Origin of the sequence: uncultured Roseobacter sp. (assembly GCF_947501835.1) — a bacterium.
Classification (GTDB): domain Bacteria; phylum Pseudomonadota; class Alphaproteobacteria; order Rhodobacterales; family Rhodobacteraceae; genus Roseobacter.
In genome coordinates this window covers 650,864-674,793 of record NZ_CANMXR010000001.1, presented here as the reverse complement: position 1 = coordinate 674,793, position 23,930 = coordinate 650,864, and the positions used below count along the sequence as shown (strand labels likewise).

Annotated in this window: 24 protein-coding genes and 1 tRNA gene; 15 read left to right on the top strand and 10 right to left on the bottom strand. The window is 60.6% G+C overall.

What is annotated here, in order from left to right; translation table 11 throughout:
- Nucleotides 1-80 precede the first annotated feature (80 nt).
- On the bottom strand, nt 81-983 hold the full coding sequence (locus tag Q1A20_RS03275; protein ID WP_299915888.1) for a DMT family transporter: 903 nt from the start codon (nt 981-983) through the stop codon (nt 81-83).
- A 256-nt stretch (nt 984-1,239) separates the two neighbouring features.
- Here Q1A20_RS03275 and Q1A20_RS03270 point away from each other — a divergent pair, with 256 nt between their 5' ends.
- Nucleotides 1,240-2,415 carry an aspartate aminotransferase family protein gene (locus tag Q1A20_RS03270; RefSeq protein WP_299403595.1) on the top strand — a complete coding sequence of 392 codons (1,176 nt, stop codon included), beginning with the start codon at nt 1,240-1,242 and terminating at the stop codon, nt 2,413-2,415.
- A gap of 55 nt (nt 2,416-2,470) precedes the next feature.
- Entirely contained in the window at nt 2,471-3,397 is a 927-nt protein-coding gene (argF, locus tag Q1A20_RS03265) for an ornithine carbamoyltransferase (RefSeq protein ID WP_299403598.1), read from the top strand.
- A gap of 6 nt (nt 3,398-3,403) precedes the next feature.
- Here the strand turns inward: argF and Q1A20_RS03260 are convergent, their stop codons facing one another.
- Both Q1A20_RS03260 and hrpB read right to left on the bottom strand, forming a co-directional pair.
- Nucleotides 3,404-3,862 carry an NUDIX hydrolase gene (locus Q1A20_RS03260; protein WP_366524286.1) on the bottom strand — a complete coding sequence of 153 codons (459 nt, stop codon included), beginning with the start codon at nt 3,860-3,862 and terminating at the stop codon, nt 3,404-3,406.
- Between the two features lie 215 nt (nt 3,863-4,077).
- Nucleotides 4,078-6,516 (bottom strand): ATP-dependent helicase HrpB, encoded by a 2,439-nt coding sequence (gene hrpB / locus Q1A20_RS03255; protein ID WP_299915885.1) that lies wholly within the window; start codon nt 6,514-6,516, stop codon nt 4,078-4,080.
- A gap of 95 nt (nt 6,517-6,611) precedes the next feature.
- Here hrpB and meaB point away from each other — a divergent pair, with 95 nt between their 5' ends.
- Entirely contained in the window at nt 6,612-7,601 is a 990-nt protein-coding gene (gene meaB, locus Q1A20_RS03250; RefSeq protein ID WP_299403603.1) for a methylmalonyl Co-A mutase-associated GTPase MeaB, read from the top strand.
- Nucleotides 7,602-7,738: 137 nt separating this feature from the next.
- Nucleotides 7,739-8,038, top strand: a complete 300-nt coding sequence (gene rpmB / locus Q1A20_RS03245; protein WP_298970229.1) for a 50S ribosomal protein L28 — start codon at nt 7,739-7,741, stop codon at nt 8,036-8,038.
- 65 nt (nt 8,039-8,103) lie between these two features.
- On the opposite strand, the gene Q1A20_RS03240 is transcribed toward rpmB, so the two are convergent.
- On the bottom strand, nt 8,104-8,796 hold the full coding sequence (locus tag Q1A20_RS03240; RefSeq protein WP_299403605.1) for an NAD-dependent deacylase: 693 nt from the start codon (nt 8,794-8,796) through the stop codon (nt 8,104-8,106).
- Between the two features lie 70 nt (nt 8,797-8,866).
- Entirely contained in the window at nt 8,867-9,823 is a 957-nt protein-coding gene (locus Q1A20_RS03235; protein WP_299405116.1) for a LysR family transcriptional regulator, read from the bottom strand.
- Nucleotides 9,824-10,004: 181 nt separating this feature from the next.
- Between Q1A20_RS03235 and Q1A20_RS03230 the strand changes: the two genes are divergently transcribed.
- From Q1A20_RS03230 to Q1A20_RS03210, 5 genes are all read left to right on the top strand, one after another.
- Complete coding sequence (locus Q1A20_RS03230; protein ID WP_299403608.1) at nt 10,005-10,880, top strand: carbon-nitrogen hydrolase family protein; 876 nt, start codon at nt 10,005-10,007, stop codon at nt 10,878-10,880.
- A gap of 78 nt (nt 10,881-10,958) precedes the next feature.
- Nucleotides 10,959-11,177: a translation initiation factor IF-1 gene (infA, locus tag Q1A20_RS03225; RefSeq protein WP_005978431.1), complete on the top strand. Its 219-nt coding sequence runs from the start codon at nt 10,959-10,961 to the stop codon at nt 11,175-11,177.
- 4 nt (nt 11,178-11,181) lie between these two features.
- A complete protein-coding gene (locus Q1A20_RS03220; protein WP_299403611.1) occupies nt 11,182-11,757 on the top strand; it encodes a nucleoside triphosphate pyrophosphatase in 576 nt (191 codons plus the stop codon).
- Nucleotides 11,754-12,776: a ribonuclease E/G gene (locus tag Q1A20_RS03215; RefSeq protein ID WP_299403613.1), complete on the top strand. Its 1,023-nt coding sequence runs from the start codon at nt 11,754-11,756 to the stop codon at nt 12,774-12,776. The genes Q1A20_RS03220 and Q1A20_RS03215 overlap by 4 nt, the downstream gene beginning before the upstream one ends.
- Nucleotides 12,773-12,973, top strand: a complete 201-nt coding sequence (locus tag Q1A20_RS03210) for a DNA gyrase inhibitor YacG (RefSeq protein WP_299915882.1) — start codon at nt 12,773-12,775, stop codon at nt 12,971-12,973. Before Q1A20_RS03215 ends, Q1A20_RS03210 begins: the two co-directional genes overlap by 4 nt.
- 36 nt (nt 12,974-13,009) lie before the next feature.
- Here Q1A20_RS03210 and Q1A20_RS03205 read toward each other — a convergent pair whose 3' ends face one another.
- Genes Q1A20_RS03205 through Q1A20_RS03190 form a run of 4 tightly spaced genes read right to left on the bottom strand, consistent with a single transcriptional unit; the run spans nt 13,010 to nt 16,963 of the window.
- On the bottom strand, nt 13,010-13,741 hold the full coding sequence (locus tag Q1A20_RS03205; protein WP_299403619.1) for a peptidase: 732 nt from the start codon (nt 13,739-13,741) through the stop codon (nt 13,010-13,012).
- 41 nt (nt 13,742-13,782) lie between these two features.
- The gene (locus Q1A20_RS03200) at nt 13,783-14,580 is read right to left on the bottom strand and encodes a transglutaminase family protein (RefSeq protein WP_299403622.1); all 798 of its coding nucleotides are present in this window, start codon (nt 14,578-14,580) and stop codon (nt 13,783-13,785) included.
- A gap of 12 nt (nt 14,581-14,592) precedes the next feature.
- On the bottom strand, nt 14,593-15,534 hold the full coding sequence (locus Q1A20_RS03195; RefSeq protein ID WP_298970219.1) for an alpha-E domain-containing protein: 942 nt from the start codon (nt 15,532-15,534) through the stop codon (nt 14,593-14,595).
- Nucleotide 15,535: 1 nt separating this feature from the next.
- A complete protein-coding gene (locus Q1A20_RS03190) occupies nt 15,536-16,963 on the bottom strand; it encodes a circularly permuted type 2 ATP-grasp protein (RefSeq protein WP_299403625.1) in 1,428 nt (475 codons plus the stop codon).
- 310 nt (nt 16,964-17,273) lie between these two features.
- Here Q1A20_RS03190 and Q1A20_RS03185 point away from each other — a divergent pair.
- The 6 genes from Q1A20_RS03185 to Q1A20_RS03165 all read left to right on the top strand — a co-directional run bounded on the left by Q1A20_RS03185 (nt 17,274) and on the right by Q1A20_RS03165 (nt 23,158).
- A tRNA-Phe gene (locus Q1A20_RS03185) sits at nt 17,274-17,348 on the top strand.
- A 61-nt stretch (nt 17,349-17,409) separates the two neighbouring features.
- On the top strand, nt 17,410-17,580 hold the full coding sequence (locus Q1A20_RS26115) for a DUF6538 domain-containing protein (RefSeq protein ID WP_367180867.1): 171 nt from the start codon (nt 17,410-17,412) through the stop codon (nt 17,578-17,580).
- 774 nt (nt 17,581-18,354) lie between these two features.
- Complete coding sequence (locus tag Q1A20_RS03180; protein ID WP_299403627.1) at nt 18,355-19,056, top strand: VPLPA-CTERM sorting domain-containing protein; 702 nt, start codon at nt 18,355-18,357, stop codon at nt 19,054-19,056.
- A gap of 134 nt (nt 19,057-19,190) precedes the next feature.
- The gene (locus Q1A20_RS03175) at nt 19,191-21,158 is read left to right on the top strand and encodes an alkaline phosphatase family protein (RefSeq protein ID WP_299915879.1); all 1,968 of its coding nucleotides are present in this window, start codon (nt 19,191-19,193) and stop codon (nt 21,156-21,158) included.
- Nucleotides 21,159-22,589 (top strand): class I adenylate-forming enzyme family protein, encoded by a 1,431-nt coding sequence (locus Q1A20_RS03170; RefSeq protein ID WP_299915877.1) that lies wholly within the window; start codon nt 21,159-21,161, stop codon nt 22,587-22,589.
- A complete protein-coding gene (locus Q1A20_RS03165) occupies nt 22,586-23,158 on the top strand; it encodes a GNAT family protein (protein ID WP_299915875.1) in 573 nt (190 codons plus the stop codon). The genes Q1A20_RS03170 and Q1A20_RS03165 overlap by 4 nt, the downstream gene beginning before the upstream one ends.
- Before the next feature lie 171 nt (nt 23,159-23,329).
- On the opposite strand, the gene Q1A20_RS03160 is transcribed toward Q1A20_RS03165, so the two are convergent.
- The gene (locus tag Q1A20_RS03160) at nt 23,330-23,794 is read right to left on the bottom strand and encodes a helix-turn-helix transcriptional regulator (RefSeq protein WP_299403638.1); all 465 of its coding nucleotides are present in this window, start codon (nt 23,792-23,794) and stop codon (nt 23,330-23,332) included.
- Nucleotides 23,795-23,930 lie beyond the last annotated feature (136 nt).

The window sequence follows — 23,930 nt, the reverse complement described above, 5'->3', positions numbered from 1 at the left end:
TGTATGCGGACCGCTCTGTCAGTGTCGTCAGCGCCCTATTTTAATCACTGAGGGCGGAGTTACAAGCGGTGAACGCAGCGTTACACCCTTGAGTTTTGCGCGCGCTGCCGTGCCTTGGCCTCGCGCCAGGCCAACAGAACGCCGCCCGACAGGATGATCCCGCCCCCGGTCAAGGTAATCCAATCCGGGATTTGGCCAAAGAACGCAATGTCATAGAGTGTTGCGAAGAGCAGGGTGCCATAGCTGAAGGGCGCAATAAAACTTGCATCCGCCCGGGCCATGGCGTTGACGAAACAGGCCTGCGCCAATGCCATGCAGACCCCCAGGGCGATCAGCACACCCCATTGTGCCGCTGTAGGCACCTGCCAAACGCCGATCACCGCCAGTGAGGCAATGATCACGCCCAGAAAGTTGTTGATCAGCAAAACCTGAACAGGCGCTTCCCGACCGGACAGTTTTTTGATGAAAATCAGCTCGAACCCCATGATCAACGCCGCAGCCAGCGCCAAAAGGCTGGCGATTTGAAAGCTTTCGGGGGTCGGGCGCAGCAGGATCATCGCACCGGCAAAGGCAATGGCCGCAGCGGACCAGCGGATCGGCCCCACTTTTTCGCGCAGCAGCGGGATCGCGAGGATCATGGCGAAGACCGGGTTGAGAAAAACGATTGCCGTGGCATCCGCAAGTGGGATGAACGCCACCGAAGCGAACATCAGCGTGACCCCGCCCCAGCCAAAGAAAGTGCGCGCAAAGTGCAGGGCCCAGTTGGGTCGCGTGAACTGCGGCCGCATGATCGCAACGGCGCTGGAAATCGCCAGAAAAGCAAAGACGAAACGCCCATGGCTGACCTGCAGCGGGTGCAGGGGTGGGCCAAGCGTGTCACCCCCCAACGCCTTGGCAAAGAGCGTGGTGCCTGCGATGAACGCGGTTGCTGCGCCCATCAACAGGACAGCGAGGCCGGGGTTGGTCGTCTTGGGCTGGAACATGATCGTCGCTATGCGCCCGAAACGCGCCATGGGCAAGGGCGGAAAAACAGCTTTGCAAATGGCAGGTCATGCGGTAAATGAGCCTCATGATCACAGCACCACATACTTCTATCCGACGACGCGCTTGCGCCTGACCCCGCTGTCGTGATCCCGCGCCTATGGGCGCATAAAATCCCCAACTTAAAATATTGACCTGTCTGCCTGCCTCATGCACGTTCCGTGTTCTTGCAGCAGACCCTCTGAGAAGGACGATCCGATGATCCCGACCCTCCTGCCGACCTATGCTCGTGCTCCGCTCAGCTTTGAAAAAGGCGAAGGCGCTTGGCTGATCGAGGCGGATGGTCGACGTTTTCTGGACCTGGGCGCTGGCATCGCAGTGAATGCCCTTGGCCATGCGCATCCTGCGCTGGTGCAGGCGCTGACGGATCAGGCGGGTGCGCTCTGGCATACCTCAAATCTCTATCAGATTCCCAAACAGCAGGAACTGGCGGACAAGCTGACGGCGCATAGCTTTGCCGATACGGTGTTTTTCACCAACTCCGGGACTGAGGCTTGCGAATTGGCCGTCAAAATGGCGCGCAAGTATTGGTACGAGAAAGGTGCGCCTGAAAAGACTGACATCATCACCTTTTCGGGGTCTTTCCACGGCAGATCCTCCGCCGGTATCGCGGCTGCGGGATCGGAAAAGATGACCAAAGGGTTCGGGCCGCTGCTGCCCGGTTTCGTGCACCTGAAATTTGGCGATCACGACGCGTTGACGGCGGCCATTACCGAGACAACGGGTGCGATCCTGATCGAGCCGGTTCAGGGCGAGGGCGGCATTCGCCCGGTGCCGGATCAATGTCTGAAAGGGCTGCGGGATCTCTGTGATGAACATGGGCTGCTGCTGATCTTTGACGAAGTGCAATGCGGCGTTGCCAGAACCGGCAAGCTTTTTGCGCATGAATGGTCCGGGATTACGCCCGATATCATGATGGTCGCCAAGGGCATCGGTGGGGGCTTTCCCATCGGCGTGGTGCTGGCGACCGAGGAGGCGGCGAGTGGGATGACGCTGGGCACGCATGGATCGACCTATGGCGGCAACCCCCTGGGCTGTGCCGTTGGCTGTGCGGTGCTGGACCATGTGACCGCGCCGGGATTTCTGGATGATGTCAACCGCAAGGCCGGGCTGATGCGGCAAAAGCTTGAAGGGCTGGTGGCATCGCACCCGGATGTGTTTGAAACGGTGCGTGGATCGGGCCTCATGCTCGGCATCAAATGCAAGGCGACCAATGCCGATGTGGTGCAGGCGGGCTATGACCAACTGGTGTTGACCATTCCTGCCGCTGATAATGTGATCCGCCTGTTGCCACCGCTCACCATCGAAGACGCGGAAATAGCGCAGGCCATTTACCGTCTGGACGCGGCCGCGACCGCGCTCAGCGCGGCCTGATTGTTCCTTTTGGGGGCAAAGACCCCCGTGCCACATCTTTTTTGAGTTGAAAACCATGAACCATTTTCTCGACATTCATCTGACCGATACCGCCGACCTGCGGCGGATCATCGATACGGCGGCGGATATGAAATCCGCGCGGTTTGGTCAGCCACGGGGCGCTTTGGACGCGGATCAACCGCTCAAGGACCGAATGGTGGCGCTGATCTTCGAAAAGCCCTCCACGCGGACGCGCGTATCCTTTGACGTTGGCGTGCGCCAGATGGGCGGGCAGACCATGGTGCTGTCGGGCAACGACATGCAGCTGGGGCACGGCGAGACCATCGCCGATACCGCCCGGGTGCTGAGCCGCTATGTCGATCTGATCATGATCCGGACCTTCGATGAGGCGGTGCTGACCGAAATGGCGGAGTTTGCCACCGTGCCGGTCATCAATGGCCTGACGGATCGGACGCACCCCTGCCAGATCATGGCGGATGTGCTGACGTTCGAGGAGCATCGCGGCCCGATCAAGGGCAAGAAAGTCGTCTGGTCCGGGGATGGCAACAATGTCTGCGCGTCTTTCCTGCACGCGGCTGGGCAGTTCGGCTTTGATCTGACCTTTACGGGGCCGCCGACCCTGGACCCGGAGCAGGAATTCGTTGATCTGGCGCGGTCCAAGGGATCGAAGGTCGAGATTGTACGTGATCCGGCCAAGGCGGTGCAGGGGGCCGATCTGGTTGTGACAGACACCTGGGTCTCCATGCATGATGCTCAATCCGCGCGCGAACGGCGGCATAACCAATTGCGGCCCTACCGCGTGGATGCAGAACTGATGGCACAGGCAAAACCGGATGCCTTGTTCATGCACTGCCTGCCTGCGCACCGGGATGACGAGGCTACATCAGAAGTGATGGACGGGCCGCATTCGGTCATTTTTGATGAGGCGGAAAATCGGCTGCATGCGCAAAAGGCAATCTTGCGCTGGTGTCTGGAAGTCTGACCCGGGTTAAAAGTCGCGCAGAATGGCCTTGAGTTCTGGTTCGCGCACGCGTGCGGCGGCTTCATCCGGGGTGAACCAGCGCCGTTCCCTTTGATGATCCTCGGGGTAGCTTTCCGCGAGGGTTTCGACCTCCGCCAGATAAACCTGCGCTTTGACGGGCGTGACTTCCCCGCTGTCGCCTAATTTGTCGTAGTCGTAATGCCCAACCGGGTCCGCCTCGACCTCCGCGGACTTAACACCCGCTTCTTCCCAGGCTTCCTGCAGCGCGGCGTCAGGATCATCCAATCCTTTGATCGGCCAACCCTTGGGCACGATCCACCGCCCGGTGCCACGGCTGGTCACAAGCAGCACTTTCTTGCCCTTTTTCGTTTCACGAAAGCACAAGGCGGCAACCTGTCGTTCTCGGGCGGGTCCGGTGAAAACGCGCATGGCATTTTCGAGTGTTGTTTTAACGATATTGATCATGACAAGATATATTTCTGCTCACTTTTTAAACATGATAGACGGTTTTGTGAGGGATTCCAACATATTAAGTTTTTTGGACGTTCCCGGCGAGATCGGACCTCAATCCATACCGAGAAAGTTCGAATTTTCTGTAAACGACATCACATTCGTTTAAATTTCGTTACCTGATGTCAATCCGTTGCCAAAACGTGCCCGGGATTGTCCGTCATCATCAGTCACTTTCTGGGTTTCGCCCGCAGGGTTGGATCAGCCTGCGTCGGGTCTTCGGGCCAGGGGTGCTTGGGGTAGCGACCGCGCATGTCTTTGCGCACGTCCGCGTAGGACGACGCCCAGAACCCCGGCAAATCCTCCGTCACCTGAACAGGGCGTTGCGCGGGCGACAAAAGCGTGAGTTGCACCGGCGTTCCGGCCACCGTCGGGTGGCGTGTCACCCCGAAAACTTCCTGCAATCTCAGTGCGATGCGCGGTTGCGCGCCGTCATATTCAATGGGCACCTGCCGTCCCAGGGGTGTTTTGAATTGTCCCGGAACGGTGCGTTCCAAGCCCTGCGCCTGATCCCAGTTGAGCCGAGCCTTGAGGGCCGGTGTGATATCGAAACGCTTCCAGTCCGCGCCGGATTTCACACCTGTAAGATGGGGCAGCAACCAATCCTCCAGCGTCTCTATGAGATGCGGTTCCGAATAGTCGGGGAAGGCCGGGTCGGTGCCCTGCATCAGCCGTGTCCGTGCCATGAAACGCTGTGCTTTGGCATTGGGCAGCAAGCCCAACTGCCGCACACCCTCCAGCATGGCGCGCGCGATATCTTCGGCGGGTGCGTCATGCCAGACGCGGTCCTCCAGGATCACCGCGCCGAACTTCTCCTGTTGGCGCGTTAAAACGCGGCCCTCCCGACGCGACCAGACGCAGAGATCGTGCCAGGCAATCTGGTCCGGAAAGGTCGCGCGCAAATCGGTCTGTGACAGCGCCACCGCCTGCCGGATACGGGCCTCGCGCGGGTCACCGTCCAGATCCGTGGCCACGATGAACCGTGCGCCCGCCAGCGGATCGCCTTCAGGCATGATCGCGCCCTTGCCGCCGGAAAGCACATAGCGGGGCGCATCTCCGGCGCGCCGCGCGCCGACGCGGTCGGGATAGGCAAGTGCTGCCAGAACCGATGGTTCATTCGGGCCGGTGCCGTTGGTTTTTGCGGCCAGTTTTTTGGCCTGCTCACGGATGCGCGACAGGGCAGGGCGGTCAGGTTCCCACCCGTGTTGGCTCTGAAATTGTGCGGGGGTTTTGGCCGCTGACACACGCAGTGAAAGATCCAGCGGTGCATTTCGCAAAATGTCGTGTTCCGACAATAATGCAGCCAGTAGAGGTGCATCGTGACCCCCTTTTGTGACCATATGGGCAAGTCGTGGGTGCAGAGGTAAAGCGGCAAGCGCGGTGCCGTGGGGGTTGATCCGGCCGTTTTTGTCCAAAGCCCCCAGCATCTTGAGAACGCCCTGCGCTTCTTCCAGCCGCCCTGTGTGCGGCGGTGTCACAAACTGCATCTGATCAGGGGTGCTGCCCCACATCGCCAGCTCCAGAGCAAGGCCTGTCAGATCGCCAACTTCGATTTCTGCGGGTGGGTGCGACGCCAGCGCGCCCTCTTCACCACGGGTCCAGAGCTTGTAGCAAACGCCAGGGGCCACGCGGCCCGCACGGCCCGCCCGCTGCGTCGCCTCCGCGCGTGTGACCCGTGTTGTGATCAGGCGCGACATGCCGGAGGACGGATTGAATTCGGCGCGCCGGGCGCGGCCTGCATCCACGACAATCCGAATGTCCTCGATGGTCAGCGAGGTCTCGGCAATCGCTGTGGCCAGCACAACCTTGCGCCCCGATGTCACCGGCGCAATGGCGGCGCGCTGATCTTTGAAAGACATCGCCCCGAAAAGCGGGCGCAGCGCAGTATCGGGTGGCAGATGCGGGCGCAACGCGGCCTCCGTGCGCCTGATCTCGCCCTCTCCGGGCAGAAAAACCAGGGCGCTGCCGTCGTTTTCCGCCAAGGCCTGCAGCGTCAGATCCGCAACCGCCCGTTCCAGCCGCGCGGTTTTGGGAACGGGTTTGGGCAACCAGTGAGATGTCACTTCATAGGATCGCCCCTCGGATGTCAGAATGGGGGCCGCCATCAGGGAGGCGATGGGCTCTGCATCCAATGTCGCGGACATCGCCACCAAAAGCAGATCTTCCCGCAGCGCATTGGCCACATCCAGCGCCAGTGCGAGCCCGAGATCGGCGTTCAGAGAGCGTTCGTGGAATTCGTCAAAGATAATCGCACCCACACCCGGAAGATCGGGCTGTGACTGGATCATCCGCGTCAGAATGCCCTCGGTCACCACCTCCACGCGTGTGGCGTTCGAGACCTTGCTGGCGCCGCGCATGCGATAGCCAATGGTCGCGCCCACAGGCTCGCCGCGCGTCTCCGCCATCCTTTCTGCCGCGGCACGCGTGGCCAGACGGCGCGGTTCCAGCATGATGATCCTGCCTTTGGTCACACCCGCGTCCAGAAGTGCCAAGGGTACCCGCGTGGTTTTGCCCGCACCGGGGGGCGCTTGCAGCACCAGTCGGCCGCTTTCGCGCAGCTGCGCCACCACGTCAGGCAGGATATGATCGATGGGCAGGGAGAGGGTCATGCCCCTGCTTAACGAATGCGCGTGCGCCCGCCAAGCACTGGACATTTACGCTTGCCTGCCGGACAACCGGGACCAAAGCAGAGGGACCGCGCGCTATGGACATCGCCGATCTGGCAAAACGGGTGGCAGGAGGTGAACGCCGCGCGCTGGCGCGTGCCATCACCCTGGTGGAAAGCGCCCGTGCCGATCACAAAGAGCAAGCAGCAGCGTTGCTGGACGCGATGCCAAAGGACCGCCAGGCCTTGCGCATCGGGCTGTCGGGCACGCCCGGTGTTGGCAAATCCACCTTCATCGAGAGCTTTGGCATGATGCTGGTGGGGCAGGGCCTGAAGGTGGCTGTGCTCGCGGTGGATCCGTCGTCGACCCGGTCCGGTGGGTCGATCCTGGGCGACAAGACCCGCATGGACCGGTTGTCGCGCGAGGCGGATGCTTTCATTCGGCCCTCCCCAAGCCAGACGCACCTGGGGGGCGTTGCCCGTCGTTCGCGCGAGGCGGTGGCGCTCTGCGAAGGGGCGGGTTTCGATGTCATCCTGATTGAAACGGTGGGCGTCGGGCAATCGGAGACCGTGGTTGCGCAAATGGCGGATATTTTCCTGCTGCTCTTGGCGCCTGCGGGCGGTGATGAGTTGCAGGGCGTGAAACGCGGGATCATGGAGATTGCGGATATCATCTTGATCAACAAGGCGGATGGGGATCTGAAAGCTGCCGCCACCCGGACCTGTGCCGATTATACCGGGGCCCTGCGGTTGCTGCGCAAGCGGGAACAGGATCCCGAGGAGTTTCCCAAGGCGATGATGGTTTCCGCGCTGCAGGAGAACGGGTTGCAGGAGGTCTGGACCGATCTGATAGGGCTGCGCGACTGGCGTCAGGCGCAGGGGTTCTGGGCGGCGACGCGGGCGCATCAGGCGCGTTACTGGTTCGAAGAGGATGTCAAAAACGCGCTATTGGCTCAATTGCAGACACCAGGCGCCCGTCAGGCCCTGGCGCGGCTTGGGGCCGAGGTTGCCGCCGGTGAAAAAGCACCGGGAACCGCCGCGCAGGAGTTTCTGGAAGATTTGCAGCACCCTGTGACCGCAAAACCGTGAAATGCCGCATGGTTCGGGTTGACCCGGTAGGCGATTCCCACTACAGCCAGCGAACGAATTTCCGGGGCGCGGCCTGAAGCTGCCCCCTTTGTCGTTTACCGGACCGCCGGGGCGACCTGAGAGAAAAGGATAAACCCATGTCGCGCGTTTGCGAATTGACCGGAAAAGGCCCGATGACTGGCAACAATGTCAGCCACGCCAACAACAAGACCCGTCGCCGGTTCTTGCCGAACCTGAACGACGTTTCCCTGCAATCAGAAGCGCTGGGACGTGCCTTCAAGTTCCGCATTTCCGCCGCAGCCCTGCGTACCGTGGATCACCGCGGTGGGCTGGACCAGTTTTTGGCAAAAGCCAAAGACAGCGAGCTGTCGCCCAATGCGCTGAAAGTTAAAAAGGCGATTGCCAAGTCGTCGGACACGGCTGAAGCGCTGAGCTGATCCATCTGATCCATTAAAGAAATCGAACCCTGCCTCAATCGGGCAGGGTTTTTTCGTGTCCGGGGTCAGCTCTTTAGAATTTCATCGACCCAAAGGGGCAAGGTCTGCGTTGCCGGGCCAATGCGGATGTCGTCGAACTGGCTGCCGACCAGCGACGGTTCGAGATTGAACTCAACCGTGTCTGCACCAAAGCGCCGGGCCTCCGCCACGAAGCCGGCCGCCGGGTAGACATTGCCAGATGTGCCGATGCTGGCAAAGAGATCCGCACCGGCCAGATGGTCAAAAATCTCGTCCATATCGTAGGGCATTTCGCCAAACCAGACGATGTCAGGCCGCGCGGTGGGCCGGTCGCAATTGGGGCAGGCGTCTCCCGGTGCCATGACCATCGGCGCGGGCCACCTGGTGTCACAGGCTGCACAGAGCGCGCCCTTCAACGCGCCGTGCATATGCATGACCTTCTGCGATCCGGCCTTTTCGTGCAGATCGTCGACATTTTGTGTGATCAGCACGACCTCGCCCGCGAACTGGGCCTCCAGCTTCGCCAGCGCCAGATGTCCGGCGTTTGGGTTGGCCTCCGCAGCCTGCGCACGGCGGGCGTTGTAGAAATCGACAACCAGTTTGGGGTTGCGTGCGAACCCTTCGGGGGTGGCTACGTCTTCGATCTTGTGTTGCGCCCAAAGGCCGCCTTCTGCCCGGAAGGTGCCCAATCCACTTTCCGCGGAAATGCCGGCGCCGGTGAGGATCACGATTTTCTGCATGCAGCGGCCTCCTGTGTCATCCACACGTTGATGACGCGATCATAGGGAGCTGTCAAAGCGGTTCGCAGGTTCAGAGGCCCAGAATTCGCAGGTGCCCAGCCAGAAACGGCAATTCCGTGAGCGCCGGGTCGATCATATGGGTCTTGATCAGGCGCCGCATGGTCTGCGCCACATTCAGCGGTACGTCATCCGACCAATCCGAACTGGCAAAGAGCGAGATTTGCCGGGCGAAGGGTTCTGACGGCAAGGGGTGGGCATCCAGCTGGTCATGAAAGCGATGCGCGCGCATGTACCCCAAAGGTGTCGTGATCGTCCAGCCGATGCCACGCGCCACCATCGACATCAGCGCCAGGTGGCTGCCGATCTCGAACGGAACCGGATGCGCATCGATTTGGTGGGCCAGGTGGCCATCGATCTGTTTGCGGATCAGCTGATCGGGATCGTAGCGAAGGTAGGGCAGGCCGTTGGGATCCGGTAATGCGCCGCTGCTGACATCGACGCCCTTGGGTGCGACCAGCATAAACGGGTCTTCGGCCAGCGGGTGTTCGACGACGCCCTCCAGCGGCTGGCCGGTGTGGGCTGAAATCACCAGATGTAGACGTTTTTCGGCGATGGCGGCAATCAGATCATGGCTCGATGCGGTGATCATCTTGAACTGGCACCCGGTTAGGCTGTCGGCCAGAATTGTGGCAAGGCGCGGGGTCAGGCTGTCGTCGAAATCATCGATGATGCCGATGCTCAACGCCTTCAGATGTGCCAGATCCATCACCGTCAACTCGCTCTGCGCCAGCCGCAATTCGGCCAGCGCCGCCTCGACCCGGTGCAGGAACAAGCTTCCCGCGGGGGTGAGCCGCATGGGCCGGCGTCCGTGATCGATCAATTCCGCGTTCAGCGCCGTTTCGAGGTTGCGCAATTGCTGGCTGACAGCGGGTTGGCTGAGGCCGGTGCGCGCGGCGGCCTGCGCGACCGAACCGGTGCCCGCCAGCGCTTCAAAAACCTCGAGGCCGCGCAGGGTGATGCCCTTCATCATGTCGGCGAGCCTTTCACAGTTTCAGCTTTCCTGAGAAGTGCATCTGTTCTTGTCCTGTCATAGAAGTCGTTGAGCGCCTGTATATGTCGGAAAACTGAATCCGCAACATATTGCTTTGACGGTTGCACTGTCGCGCTGGCTTCGAGACGATGGGGCAGACACATCAAGGATCACAGATATGAAGATCGCCACCGCCGCCTATCCGTTGGATTATCTGACGTCTTGGGCGCAGTATGAAGACAAGATCGCGAAATGGGTGCGCGGGGCGGCGGCAGAAGGCGCGCAGCTGGCCGTTTTCCCCGAATATGGTGCCATGGAACTGGCAACGCTGGACGGGCGCGATGTTGCCGCCGATCTGGAGAAATCGCTGTTCTCCGTTTCCGACCGATTGGCCGACGCGGATATTTTGCACCAAAGACTGGCGGCGGAACATGGGATGCACATTCTCGCCGCCTCCGGGTCTGCCGCGACCGCGACGCGGCCTGTCAACCGTGCGCGTTTCTTTGCGCCCAAAGGGGATGTTGGGGTGCAGGACAAGCAGATCATGACCCGGTTTGAGCGGGATGTCTGGGGGGTCGTCGGTGGGGGTCCCTTGCAGATTTTCGACACGGAGATTGGCAAGATCGGCGTTCTGATCTGTTACGACAGCGAATTTCCCCTGCTGGGGCGGGCCCTGTCGCAGTGCGATGTGATCCTGGTGCCCTCATGCACCGAAGCGCTATCGGGCTATTGGCGGGTGCGCATCGGCGCGATGGCCCGTGCGCTCGAAAACCAATGTGTGACGATCATGTCGTCCTTGGTGGGAGAGGCCGCTTGGTCGGAGGCCGTTGACGTGACCACCGGGACGGGCGGTGTCTTTGGGCCGCCCGATGTGGGGTTTCCGCCCACAGGGGTGATGGCGCAGGGAGAGATCAACAGCCCCGGTTGGACCTATGCGGAGGTTGATTTGGACAAGATCGCACAGGTGCGCGCAGATGGCAGGGTTTTGGGCCGTTTGCACTGGGAGGAGCAGGACGGGCGCGATAACGTCGCGCCAATTGTGTCATTGCACTGAATTCCCCTTGAAAATCCTTGAAAATGCGCTCATTTAGGCGGCGTCCATATCAGGTGGACGTGCAATCAAGGAGACAACATGGCCAAGGAAGATACGCTCGAATTTCCCGGTGTCGTGAAGGAACTCCTGCCGAATGCGACATTCCGGGTCGAGCTTGAAAACGGCCATGAGATTATCGCACATACGGCAGGCAAGATGCGTAAGAACCGCATCCGTGTTCTGGCTGGCGACAAGGTGCAGGTCGAGATGACCCCCTATGATCTGACCAAGGGTCGGATCAACTACCGCTTCAAGTAAGCCCTTGTTTATACTTGGGTCTGGAAGTCCGCGCCGCAAGGAATTGCTGGCGCAAATCGGCGTTGTGCCGGATGATATTCGCGCGCCCGACATCGATGAAGACCCGCGCCCGGGCGAATTACCCAGGCCCTATTGCCGTCGCATCGCCCGTGAAAAGGTTCTGGCGGTCGTGTCAGATGACGTGGACGTCGTGCTTTGTGCCGATACCACGGTGGCGCTGGGGCGTCGCATCCTGGGAAAACCGGCAGATGCCGAAGAGGCGGCGGGTTTTCTGCGGGCGCTTTCCGGGCGCAGGCACCGGGTGATCACCGCCGTGGCCGTGCGCCAGGGTGCCCGCATCTGGGAGAAGGACGTGGTCAGCACCGTGCGGATGAAGTCGATTTCTGATGAGGAACTTGCGGCCTATCTGGCCACCGAGGACTGGCGCGGCAAGGCGGGCGGGTATGGCATTCAGGGGCCCGCGGGCGTGCTGGTGCCATGGATCAGCGGCTCCTTCACCGGCATTGTCGGGCTGCCGCTGGCCGAGACCGCAAATTTGTTACGCGCGGCTGGTCAGCCGGTGATGAGGGCGCTGGCATGAAGGGGCGCAGCATCATTCTCGACCATCTGGGCGACCGTGAAGCGGCGGCCCTGATGGTGGATGGTCAACTGGAGGACATCTTGATCGACGCAGACGCGCCGCGCCCCGGCACAGTCTATCGCGCCATTGCGGACCGGCCGGTGAAGGGTCAGGGGGGCATGTTCCTGAAAACCCCCGACGGATCGGCTTTCTTACGTCAAATCAAGGGATTGGCGCCGGGGCAGGCGATCCTCGTGCAGGTCACCGGCTACGCGGAACCGGGTAAGGCCCTGCCGGTCACGCAAAAGCTGCTCTTCAAAAGCCGGTACGCGATTGTGACACCCGACGCGCCCGGTCTGAACATCAGCCGCGCGATCAAGGATGAGGAACAACGGGATCGTTTGCTGGAGATTGCGCATGATGTGCTGGCGGAGGCCAAAACCGGCCTGATCCTGCGATCCTCCTGCGCCGGCGCAGATGCGGATGAGATTGCCGATGACATCGCGCAGATGGCAGAGCTTGCCGCGCGTGTCGCTGCAGATGAGGGCGCGGGTATGGAAACGCTGGCAGAAGGGGATGGTCCCCACGTGCTGGCATGGCGTGATTGGGTTGCCCCGGCAGAGGTGATCACCGATCCGGGCGGCTTTGAGGATCACGGTGTTCTGGATGCGCTGGACGGGGTGCGTGCGGCACAGGTTGGTTTGGGCGGCGGTGCCAGCCTCTATGTCGAACCCACACGTGCGCTGGTCGCTGTTGACGTCAACACCGGCTCGGACGCGTCGCTGGCGGCGGGGATCAAGGCCAATATGGCCTGCGCCAGAGCATTGCCGCGGGCATTGCGGTTGCGCGGTTTGGGCGGACAAATCGTGCTTGATCTGGCACCGATGCCGAAAAAGGATCGTCGCGCCTTCGAGACAGCCTTGCGGCAGAGTTTCCGCGCGGATGATGTAGAAACGGCGCTGGTGGGCTGGACGCCACTTGGCCACTATGAGTTGCAGCGCAAACGCGCGCGCCTGCCGATAGAGGAGGTTCTGACATGAGTTGCCCGATCTGTGGCAAAGAGACCGCGCCCAGGATGCGGCCATTCTGCTCCAAACGCTGTGCGGATGTTGATCTCTCGCGGTGGTTCAATGGCAGCTATGCCGTGCCCTCCACCGATCCCGAAGACATGGACGATCTGGAACAGGCGCTGGATGAAGCAGCGCGAACGGGTGACGCCCCAAGCAAACCCCACTGACGCAGTGCCGTAGGGTGGGCTTCAGGCCATCCGCACCTAGAGATCAAAGGTCGGCAAATGCTCGAACGCTGCACGCAAGGCGTCACCCCAGCCCGTTGAAATACTTTGGTAAACCGCATCTTCCTGTTCGATCCGTCGCTCCAGCAGGGGCTCAAAAAAATCGTTTTCATAGATCATCAGATCGAACGGCAGACCAACGGATAGATTTGACCGTACCGTTGAATCGAAGGACACCAGCAGCAGCTTCACCGCATCCTCAAACCGCATGTTTGCGTCATAGGCACGTACAAGAATGGGCCGACCATATTTAGCCTCGCCGATCTGAAAAAACGGTGTCTCGGAGGTCACTTCGATGAAGTTTCCTTCCGGATAGACCATGAACATCGTGGGGGCGCTGCCCTGGATCTGCCCGCCCACGATCACCGTGGCCTGAAAGGCGGCATCGCTTTTCTGACCCACGGGCGCGCTGTCGGCGATCACCTCTTTCAGCGTCGCGCCGACCATGCGGGCCACCTGAAACATCGACGGGGCACGCAGGATGGAAGGGTCACGTTCGCCCACGGCTTTGACGCGCTCCTCGATCAGGCTCACCAGCGCTTGCGTTGTGGCCAGATTGCCAGCGGTCATCAGCGTGATCAGGCGTTCGCCCGGCACGCCCCAGCTGAACATCTTGCGTGTTTTTGAAAAGTTATCGACCCCGGCGTTGGTGCGGGTGTCTGACATGAACACCAGGCCACGATCAAGGCGCAGGCCCACGCAATAGGTCATGAAGTCATCCAGTTCTCAGGCAGCAGTTCTTTCCCGCAGGCTTACTGCTGTATCTGCAGCGATACAATCATCGATTCATTCGATGCCCCCAGACGCATGCCGGAAATCGGTGCCGCGTGCCGATAATCGAGGCCCACAGCCAGGCGCACATAGCGGTCATCGGGGCTGATCCCGTTTGAGGCGTCAAAGCCCACCCAGCCAAGCCCCTCGACATGGGCCTCGGCCCAGGCATGGCTTGCGTCCTGATCCACCCGGTCGTCCATCATCAGATAACCCGAGACATAACGCGCGGGCACCCCCGCCACACGCGCGGCGGCCACGAAGATCTGAGCGTGATCCTGGCAGACACCGCTGCCGCCCATCAAGGCGTTCTCCGCAGTAGTCGCCGCATAGGTTTCGCCAATCTTGTAAGGCGCTGCCATGCGGATCGAAGAGGACAGCGCGTGCAGCGCACCCAGCATGTCGGAGGCTTCGGCCAACTCGCCCGCCAGCGCGCGAATGCCGGGGCCTGCTTCGGTCAGCGCGGTGGATTGCAGGAAATACCAAAGCGGGGCAGGGCCGTAGACCTTGCCGAGCACACCCGCTGTATCTGTAGTCTCAACCTCACCCGCCGCGGTGATCGCAATCTCCTGCGCGCCCGGGTCGACGCTGACCAGATGCACCTGCGTGCCGTTGTGATCCCGATACTGCGTCTCAATGGTGCCACCGTCGACGGATAGCGCCCAATCACGCACATCCTGCTGCGCGGTATTGGGCGGCGTCAGCCGCACCTGTTGCAAAGCATAATCGACCGGCGCATCGTAGCAGTAGCGGGTGGTGTGATTGATCGACAGCTGCATGGCTGCTCCCTTCTATCCGATGAACCGGAAGTCTTTTTCGACCTGTGATCCCAAGACGTTGTTGTCGCGGATGAATTCAGTGACCATCTCGTGCAGCCCCTGATCGAAGACCGTATCGATATCGAGCGTTTTGAGCCGTCGCCCCAGTTTCTCCGCCAGATCATGGCAGGGGTGGCGGGTTTCGTATTCCTGTTCGAGATACCGCAGGTTTTCGGTGGTCTGCTTGACGCAAAACGCCAAGGACCGCGGCAGCCTTTTGTCAAAGATCAGAAACTCCGCGATGGCGGTTGCGGTCATATCCTGTTCATCAAGCCACCGGAAACACCGATGCGCCGAGACCGAGCGCAGGATCATTTCCCATTGCACGTTGTCCAGCGAAGAACCGACTGCCGAGGCGGAGGGCAGCAGCGTGTAGTATTTCACGTCGATGATCCGCGCCGTGTTATCCGCGCGTTCGATGAAGGTGCCGATGCGTGCGAAATCGTAGATGTCATTGCGCAGCATGGTCCCGTAAAGCGCCCCGCGCACCAGCGCGCTTTGTTTGCGGATCACGGCGAGGGCCGCGGGCAAATCCACCGTAGTTACCGGTTTTGCCAGCAGGTCCCGCAGGCTCATCCAATTGTCATTGACGGCTTCCCACACTTCCGTCGTCAGCGCCGTGCGCACCAGTCGGGCATTGTCGCGCGCGGATTTCGTGACGGACATGACGCTTGACGGGTTGTCGCTGTCGCGCAGCAACCAATCCATCACCAGGGTGTCGCTGTAGCTGTCGTATTTTGCGTCGTAGCCGATGCCTGTGCCTGAGGTCGTGACCACGGATTTCCATTCGGATTCCGCATCAGAGGAGCGGGTGAGCGCCATACGAAACCCGGCCTCCAAAAGCCGCGCTGTGTTTTCGCTGCGTTCCAAAAACCGGAACATCCAATAGAGGCCGCCTGCGGTTTTTCCAAGCATATCAGTCCTCCAGCACCCAGGTGTCTTTGGTCCCGCCGCCCTGGCTGGAATTCACCACCAGGGACCCTTCGGTCAGGGCGACGCGGGTCAAACCGCCGGGTGTGATGTTCACGCCCTGCGGCGACACCAGCACGAAGGGGCGTAGATCCACGTGCCGCGGCGCAAGCCCCTGATCCACGAATATGGGTACGGTGGAGAGCGACAGTGTCGGCTGCGCGATATAGTTGGAGGGTTTCGCCTCCAGCTTCTTGCGGAAGGCGGCGATCTCTTTCTTGCTGGCGGCAGGTCCCACCAGCATGCCGTATCCGCCGGAACCGTGCACCTCTTTCACCACCAGATCAGCGAGGTTGTCGAGCACGTATTTCAGCGCTTCGGGTTCTGCGCAGCGATGCGTTTCCACATTGCGCAGAATGGCCTTTTCGCCGGTATAGAACTCCACGATATCAGGCATATAGGAATAGATGGCCTTGTCATCCGCGATGCCCGCCCCCGGTGCATTTGCGATCGTGATGCCGCCCGCACGGTAGACATCCATGATCCCGGGCACACCCAGCATGCTGTCGGGGTTGAAGCTTAAGGGATCCAGGAAATCATCGTCGATCCGCCGGTAAAGCACGTCGATCACTTTGTAGCCCTTGGTAGTCCGCATCGCGATCCGACCCTCCACCACCCGCAGATCATGCCCTTCCACCAGTTCCGCGCCCATCTGATCCGCCAGAAAGGAATGCTCAAAGTACGCCGAGTTGTGAATGCCGGGGGTCAGTACCGCAACGGTGGGTTTGCCGACGCAGGCCTGCGGGGCGCAGGCGGCGAGGGATCGGCGCAGGTTTTTCGGATAGTCGCTGACCGGCTGCACCCGGATCTGCGAGAAGAGTTCGGGAAACATCTGGAGCATCGTTTCGCGATTTTCCAGCATATAGGACACGCCGGACGGGGTGCGCGCATTGTCTTCGAGCACAAAGAAGTCGCCTTCGCCCGTGCGCACGATGTCGGTGCCCACGATGTGAGTGTAGACATTCCCAGGCGGGGTGAAGCCCATCATTTGCGGCAAGAAGGCCTCGTTGTGCGCGATCAACTCTTTGGGGACACGGCGCGCGCGCAGGATCTCCTGACGGTTGTATATGTCCCAGATGAAAGCATTGATCGCGCGTACCCGTTGTTCAATGCCCTTTGACAGCCGGGTCCATTCCCGATGCGCTAGAATACGCGGCACAAGGTCAAAGGGGATCAGACGCTCCTGCGCTTCGGACTGACCATAGACATTGAATGTGATGCCTGTGCGTCGAAAAAATGCTTCTGCTTCCTCAGATTTGGATTGCAGGCGCTCGGCATCCTGCGCTTGGAACCAATCGTTATAGGCCTGGTAGGGTGAGGTAATCGATCCGTCGGATTGGATCATTTCATCGAAAATCTGCGATTTCTTAATCATCTGATTACCATAACGCACAAGGCCTGTGGCACAACCGTTTGGCGTCAAGCTGCTGATTGCAAAGGTCATGATGCGTCTGCTGCCCAAAAAACAGGCGCTTTGAATGTGCTAGCCTCAGCGGGGGCGTGACTGAAATCAAATGATGTATCTGGTTACTACGGCCAGTGGTTTTCCGAAACGGTCGCATGACCAAGACGGGTGGTTCAAAGGATACCGCTGGACCTTGGCGGAACAGATGGAAAATTGCACTGGACAGCCCTGCGACAAACTCCTAGAACCCGCTCACCCAGCCAAGCAATTGGCGTCCCGTGCCCGGGTAGCTCAGGGGTAGAGCAGTGGATTGAAAATCCTCGTGTCGGTGGTTCGATTCCGCCCCCGGGCACCATATCTTCAGCTAACACATTGGTTTTGCTTCAGTTTTTAAAAACTGCTTGGAGCCGTAGACCGTGTCGGAGACCATCTCACCCACGTTCACCTTCATAAAAGACGGAGTGTTCTACTTCAGTCGTCGCACCCCGAAGGAGCTTGTCCGTCACTACTTGCCGCCTCGCATCGCTTACTCTCTGCGCACGCGGTCAGCGAAAGTAGCTGATCCGCAGCACCAAACCCGGCATTAGTTCATCTCGGTACTCGAGGCGCTTTTTTGGGTTAGGTTTTTTGCCTTAGATGAATTTGGTGGTGAGCTTGCGTTTCATATGCCCATGAAAAGGTGTGCAAATGAGCTGCGTCAGTGACACACGGCCGTTCGCAGCAGGCTCGTCAATCAGCCACAAGCGATGCAGGATTGGGGGAGCAGCGCAAGAACCCGCACACTCTCGCTATGAATGGAGGCGCCGCGGGAGACAGGTCATCTGGATCGTGTCACGGGAAAGAATGACTTGGCACCCAACCAGATGACAATCCATCCGGCGCGCCACGCCGGGTATGGGAATGGGCAGGTAAATTGATCCTGATTGACAGTCAGGTTGGCTCCCCCGTCTCAGCGTTACTTGCCCCACCAAAGCCGCAGAGCGATTGGCCCGACCTGCAGGCTGGCTGCGCACATCCGAATCCTATCCTCCGCAAGGCGGCGACGGCATGCGGTTCAGGGGCACCATCAACGGCCTTGGTCTTCAATTCTCTGTTGCATGCAGCCGCCTCGTGACCACGCAGGCACGTCGTTACAACGCAAATACAACGCCATTACAACGCAATTACCACGCTTCGTGCGGGCTCCTGGGCTTTAGCCAAACACTGGCTTGCTGTAGCTGACGGTCGAGAGCGTGGGCAATAACGGCGCATCACGGCAAAACGGCGTAACGCGTTACCTTTTTATGTTCTTTGCCGCTCTCGGATTTTTGAAACAAGACCTTTCGTGGGTTCAACGTTTGTAACGAATAAAGGATGATTTGATGAAGCACCAAGATAAACTGGAAGCCCTTTTGCAGCAGGCAACCCTCGTGACCGGTACGGCTGTTATGGGCGCGTTTGCGGCCACAACCGCCGGTGCCGCGACCGTGGATGCCAACGGGCTGAGAATCGTCGATATCAACGAGACGGCGAGTAACTCTTCCTTCAACTTTGATCTCAACGGGGATGGGGTGGACGACTATAGCGTTGCCGCGGTTAACCGGGGAAAAGGCGCTTTTGGAGCTATCACCGGCCTCGCCGAAAGCAAATTCGACGACCCGGCAGGGAACGTGCTCACTGATGGCGAACTGAACCGTTTTCGTCTGGCTCTCCGCTTCGAAGAAGGTGATGAAGTTGATGCCGATAGCGACGGCGACGCCAACCGTTTCGCCAACGCCTTTATCAATGACCAGGGTCCCTTCGCGACGGTCGGGGACACCGGTTTTGTCGGTCTTGTCCTGTCGCTCTTGGACGAAGATGGGGTCGCGAACACACATTTCGGCTGGGCCGAGCTGGAACGCGGTCGCGAAGACAGTCTGTCCCTGCTGCGCATCGGCTTTCAGACCAACGCCAACACGGCGGCTGAAATCCCCGGTGGCGAGGATCTCGCCGCCGTGCCGCTTCCTGCCAGCCTGCCGCTGCTGTTGGCCGGTGCGGGCGGTCTGCTGGCGCTCCGGCGTCGCCGGACCGCTCAGGCGGCGTAACCCCCTGATCCGCGGGGTTTCCCCCGATCAGGCAGGCGAACCCGGGTATCCCTCTCACCGGGGTTCGCCTTTGAAACTGTTCCATGCAAATGCGGTCCTTGTGGCCGCGGACCACGTTAGAGTTGGACACCATCATGACCCAGCCTCGATTGCTCTGGATCAATCTGCAAGGTGCCGACTGGGCGCTGGTGCAGCCGCTGGTGGATGCCGGTGCGCTGCCAAGGCTGGCGGCCCTGATTGAGGCTGGCAGCATTGGCAAGCTCTTTGCCGGACAGTCGCTGCGGTTTCCGACCGCCGCCATGACCCTTGCAACAGGGGCATCGCCGCTACGCCACAGAATCGTAACCCCGCTGGTGGTGGATGCGTCAGGTCCGGTTGGTGCGCGCCCGGCGGAGCGCTGCGACCTAGGCGTCCCGCCCGTCTGGGAGCACGTCGCTGCCGCCGGTGTCTCCTGCGCCGCGGTCGGCTGGCCGGTCACCTATCCGGCCACCGGAGTGGACAATCTGTTGGTGGTCAGCGACAGCTTTGCCGACGCCAGCGGCACCGCGTTTGAGACATGGCCCTTTGATCCACAGACGGTGTCCGACCCCGACCTACATGCTGTCTTTGCCGACCTGCGTCTGCATCCCGGCGATGTCAGCGCCGAGATGGTGCTGCCGTTTCTCGACAAACCCGAGACCATCGACAGCGGCAGCGACGAAAGGCTCGTCCTGCTCGCCCGGGCTCTCGCGCGCACGCTGACCCTGCATGGCGCGGCCACCTGGATCGCAGAGCACTGCACGCCGGACTTCCTCGCGGTGAATGTCGATCTTGTTGATTTTCTGTCCGCCACCTTCCTGCAATACCGCGCCCCGCGCATGGGTCATGTGAGCCGGTCCGATCACGCGCGGTTTGCCAATGTGGTCGAGGGGGCATACCGAACGTTCGACATGATGCTCGCAACGTATCTGGAACTGGCAGGCGAGGGTGCGCGGGTGGTCCTCACCTCTGATCACGGCCATCAGAAGGGTGCGCTGCGCAAACGCCCGGCAGAGATGCGCGGCGGCAAGGTGCATCTGGCGTACCGCGACCCCGGCATCCTCTGCGCGGCGGGCCCCGGCATTCCCGAGGATCGTCTGGTGTTCGGGGCCCTTCAGACGGACGTCGCCCCTACGCTGCTGGCGCTGCTGGGCCTTGCGCTCCCGCCGGAGATGGACGGGCACCCGATTGCGGATCTGACCACCCACGTCCCGTCTGAGCGCAGTGAGATACCGTCTGCGCAGGGCCCCGCAACAGCACCCGCGCCCGAAACCGTGGTGCCGCGCCTGCTGGCCTGGACCCGCGCTGGCTATCTGCCGGATCTGCCGGGCAGCCGCGATGCCACCCGCGAAATGACGGTCTCCATGCAGCTGGAGGCGCTGGCGCGGCTGTCCATCACGGCGGGGGCGCATGCAAAGGCCCTTGCCCACCTCGCCGAGCTGCTCGACCTTGCGCCAGGCAACATCAACGCCCATGTCCTGATCGCGCAAAGCCAGATCGAACTTGGGCAGGCAGAGGATGCTGCAACGGCGCTCGATATCGCCGAAGGTCTCGGATTGGATAACGCCATGCTCGATTTCCTGCGCGGGCGCATCGCACAGTCGCGCGGCAATGCGGAGACCGCCAAAGCTCATTTTTCACGTGCCGCGCAAAAGACCGAAAAGACGGCAGAGGGCAGCAGACTGCTGGCTTCAACTGGTTGGGCGCAGCTGCGCCTCGCGGCTCATGACGCGGCCAGCAGCAGTTTTGAACAAGCCCTGAGCATCGACGGCGCGTCCACACTGGCCCTGGGTGGCCTCGGAACCGTGCATCTTGGCCGCAAACGATTTACGCAGGCGCTGTCATACTTTCAAAGCGCGTTGAAAGGCGCCCAGCATCAGCCCAAGGTTCACGCCCGGCGCGGGTTTGCCCTGCTGGGCCTTGGCCGGTTGGGCGAGGCGCGATCCGCTTTCGAGACGTCGCTGTCGCTCGCCCCCGGGCTTGAGCTTGCTGCGGAGGGGGTGCGGCAACTCGATCAGATTTCCGCCGGCACCGCAATCGAAGCTCTTTTGCAAAACTGGCGCGCTGCGGAAATGGAGGCTTGAATGTTCAACTGGTCCGGAACATTCCACGATCTCGCGACAGGCAGCCGACTGTCCGGCCCCGAGCTTGGTGCCGAAGTCCACCGTCGCGCTGGCGTCCTGCTGCGTCTCGGCATCCGCCGCAAGGACTGTGTGGCCGTTGCACATGCCAACTCACCGAACTTCTTCGCGGATCTTTTTGCAATCTGGTCCGTGGGGGCGACGGCGGCCTGTCTGAATCCGGGGCTGACGCGCGCGGAGTTTGCCCGCCTGATCGCCTTCTCAGACGCCGTGGTGCTGCTGAGCAATGGGCAGGATCTGCGCTGCAGCGTTCCCGTTCATGACCTCTCAGAGCAAAGCCTGTCCGCGGACATTTCGCACGCGCGACCGCTCGCTTTGGACGATCCGGCGCTGATCCTCTTCACCTCCGGATCGACCGGCACGCCAAAGGGGGTCGTTCACACGTTGCGCGCCCTCTTTGCGCGCATCGAGCTTAACCGGGCTCATATCGGCGATGACGCCTTGCAAAGCACGCTTTGCACTCTGCCCACTCATTTTGGCCACGGTCTGGTCGGCAATTGCCTGACACCGTTTTTCGCGGGCGGCACGGTCTATCTCGGCGCTCATATGGGCGCATCGCTGGCGCTGAACCTCGACCAGATCATTGTCGACCATCAGATCCGGTTTCTGAGCTCCGTCCCAGCGTTCTGGCGGTTTGCAACCCGTTCGCCCAATGAGAAATCCGTGGACAGCCTCAAACGCATTCATATCGGATCCGCACCGCTGTCAGCTGATCTTTGGCGAGAGGTGATCGACTGGAGCGGATGCGCTGATGTGGTCAACATGTATGGGATGACGGAGACTGCGAACTGGGTCGCTGGCGCGTCGTCCCGCGATACCGGACCTATGGACGGACTGGTTGGGCGGCTCTGGGGCGGGCGCGCGGCAGTGCTGTCCGACGACGGAAGCCTTCACAGCAGCGGGCAAGGCGAGATTGTAGTGCACACGCCGACGCTGATGCGGGCCTACCTGAACAGCCCGGCACTGACCGATGAGGTATTTACGCAAGGCTGGTACCGAACTGGAGATTCCGGAGAGATCGCGAGAGACGGCGCGCTCCGGCTGCACGGGCGGACGCGCTACATGATCAATGTCGCTGGCACGAAAATCTATCCTGAGGAGCTCGACCTGCTGTACGAAAAGCACCCCGCCGTGAAAGAGGCCTGCGCCTTCGCCCAGGAAGACGCAGCGAGCGGTGAGAAGCTCGCGGTCGCTTTGTCGCTGGCCGAAAGCGCCAATGCTGATTCAAAGGTGCTTGCAGGTTGGGCCAAGGCCCGGATCCGCAAGGACGCGCATCCCGCAAAGGTTTTCCTGCTGCCCAGCCTGCCCCGAACCGCCACGGGCAAGATCGACCGAAATCGGGTCGCTTCGCTTTGCATGGTTACAGCGCAATGATCTGGTCGCCCGGAGATCTGGTGGAGATCGAAACGGTCCGCTTTCTGGTTCGGTCGATCGAGCGCGAGGATGTCACGGAAAGTCTCCTGTCATGGATGGCCGATCCCGAGGTGATGACCGGGCTCAACCTGCCAGAGCGCCGGATGTCACAGGCCCAGGCGTTGCGATGGGCAATGGGGTTCGACAATGCCCGCCAGTTCTTTCTGCTCGTCTGTGACCGGACGACTGGAACCCCCATCGGGTTCTTCACAGTCACTATAGACAGCCACAAGACCGCAGAGACGGCCGTTGTTGTTGGCGACCGGAACTACTGGGGAAAAAACGTTGTCATGGAAACACGTGCGGCACTTCTCGATTTTCTCTTCGATACGCTCGGTATCTACAAGGTTATTGGACGGCCGCATGGTCGAAATTTATCGTCCATATACAACTACAACGCCATGGGGTTCACCTGCGAAGCGGTCCTGCGCGCGCAGATGCTGTCCGTCGTCGACAACGACCGGCTGGATCAATTGGTCTATGGCATTCTGGCTCCTGAATGGGCCGAAAAAAGAAAGGGCACCGGATGAAGCTATCCAGCAGCACAATCCGGTTGATGGCTGATGCGCTTGAAGTGTCGTCAGAAGAGATAGACGATAGCCTCGCGCCCGGTGCCAGTGAAGTTTGGTCAAGCCTGTCGCATATGCGGCTCATTCTGTCGCTGGAAGAACGTCTTGGCCGTCGCCTCGCGCCAAGAGAAATCATATCTGTCGTATCGGCGAGTGCGGTAGAGGCTCTCCTCTCGAAAAGGCCGGCCCTTGCCCGAGACGCTGGCTCGCCGTGCTGATTGCCCATATTCTGTCGAGTTCATCCATCCAATACGATATCGCGGCAGTCAGTTCGAGCGCGTCATCCGCTTCCACGGCCTCGGTGTTGAATAAAATCGCATGCCATTCGCAGTTGCGAGAATAGAAGTCGTTCGCTTTCTTGATTGGCGAGGTTGGTACAAGAATGGTCTGCCTCAGCGCGCGCACCATCTCCTCTTGTTGCCGTTTTTCCTGCTCCGGTGTCGGTTTGCTGAACACAGTCACATTAAACCCAACGCCACGCGCGATGCTTCGCAGAGTTTGTACGTGAGGCACACGCCGCCCGCTTTCCATGTTCTGTATCGTACGGACAGTCAGCCCAGCAGCTTCCGCTAAGTTCTCTTGTGTCAAGCCAAGCATCTTGCGCCGAGCATTTGTTTCCAGAAGGTCTTTGAGGCGATGATGTCCGATGTTGCCATGTCGGGCGAGGCGATCTCAAGAATGGAAACTGCGTAGTCACGGTGGCCCGCATAGCATCCTTATAGATACCGAAGCC

What these genes read in the sequence shown, in the direction of transcription:
- Q1A20_RS03275 (WP_299915888.1), bottom strand. Translation starts at nt 983, where the DNA reads ATGTTCCAGCCCAAGACGACCAACCCCGGCCTCGCTGTCCTGTTGATG.
- Q1A20_RS03270 (WP_299403595.1), top strand. Translation starts at nt 1,240, where the DNA reads ATGATCCCGACCCTCCTGCCGACCTATGCTCGTGCTCCGCTCAGCTTT.
- argF (WP_299403598.1), top strand. Translation starts at nt 2,471, where the DNA reads ATGAACCATTTTCTCGACATTCATCTGACCGATACCGCCGACCTGCGG.
- Q1A20_RS03260 (WP_366524286.1), bottom strand. Translation starts at nt 3,862, where the DNA reads ATGATCAATATCGTTAAAACAACACTCGAAAATGCCATGCGCGTTTTC.
- hrpB (WP_299915885.1), bottom strand. Translation starts at nt 6,516, where the DNA reads ATGACCCTCTCCCTGCCCATCGATCATATCCTGCCTGACGTGGTGGCG.
- meaB (WP_299403603.1), top strand. Translation starts at nt 6,612, where the DNA reads ATGGACATCGCCGATCTGGCAAAACGGGTGGCAGGAGGTGAACGCCGC.
- rpmB (WP_298970229.1), top strand. Translation starts at nt 7,739, where the DNA reads ATGTCGCGCGTTTGCGAATTGACCGGAAAAGGCCCGATGACTGGCAAC.
- Q1A20_RS03240 (WP_299403605.1), bottom strand. Translation starts at nt 8,796, where the DNA reads ATGCAGAAAATCGTGATCCTCACCGGCGCCGGCATTTCCGCGGAAAGT.
- Q1A20_RS03235 (WP_299405116.1), bottom strand. Translation starts at nt 9,823, where the DNA reads ATGAAGGGCATCACCCTGCGCGGCCTCGAGGTTTTTGAAGCGCTGGCG.
- Q1A20_RS03230 (WP_299403608.1), top strand. Translation starts at nt 10,005, where the DNA reads ATGAAGATCGCCACCGCCGCCTATCCGTTGGATTATCTGACGTCTTGG.
- infA (WP_005978431.1), top strand. Translation starts at nt 10,959, where the DNA reads ATGGCCAAGGAAGATACGCTCGAATTTCCCGGTGTCGTGAAGGAACTC.
- Q1A20_RS03215 (WP_299403613.1), top strand. Translation starts at nt 11,754, where the DNA reads ATGAAGGGGCGCAGCATCATTCTCGACCATCTGGGCGACCGTGAAGCG.
- Q1A20_RS03210 (WP_299915882.1), top strand. Translation starts at nt 12,773, where the DNA reads ATGAGTTGCCCGATCTGTGGCAAAGAGACCGCGCCCAGGATGCGGCCA.
- Q1A20_RS03205 (WP_299403619.1), bottom strand. Translation starts at nt 13,741, where the DNA reads ATGACCTATTGCGTGGGCCTGCGCCTTGATCGTGGCCTGGTGTTCATG.
- Q1A20_RS03200 (WP_299403622.1), bottom strand. Translation starts at nt 14,580, where the DNA reads ATGCAGCTGTCGATCAATCACACCACCCGCTACTGCTACGATGCGCCG.
- Q1A20_RS03195 (WP_298970219.1), bottom strand. Translation starts at nt 15,534, where the DNA reads ATGCTTGGAAAAACCGCAGGCGGCCTCTATTGGATGTTCCGGTTTTTG.
- Q1A20_RS03190 (WP_299403625.1), bottom strand. Translation starts at nt 16,963, where the DNA reads ATGATTAAGAAATCGCAGATTTTCGATGAAATGATCCAATCCGACGGA.
- Q1A20_RS03180 (WP_299403627.1), top strand. Translation starts at nt 18,355, where the DNA reads ATGAAGCACCAAGATAAACTGGAAGCCCTTTTGCAGCAGGCAACCCTC.
- Q1A20_RS03175 (WP_299915879.1), top strand. Translation starts at nt 19,191, where the DNA reads ATGACCCAGCCTCGATTGCTCTGGATCAATCTGCAAGGTGCCGACTGG.
- Q1A20_RS03170 (WP_299915877.1), top strand. Translation starts at nt 21,159, where the DNA reads ATGTTCAACTGGTCCGGAACATTCCACGATCTCGCGACAGGCAGCCGA.
- Q1A20_RS03165 (WP_299915875.1), top strand. Translation starts at nt 22,586, where the DNA reads ATGATCTGGTCGCCCGGAGATCTGGTGGAGATCGAAACGGTCCGCTTT.
- Q1A20_RS03160 (WP_299403638.1), bottom strand. Translation starts at nt 23,794, where the DNA reads ATGCTTGGCTTGACACAAGAGAACTTAGCGGAAGCTGCTGGGCTGACT.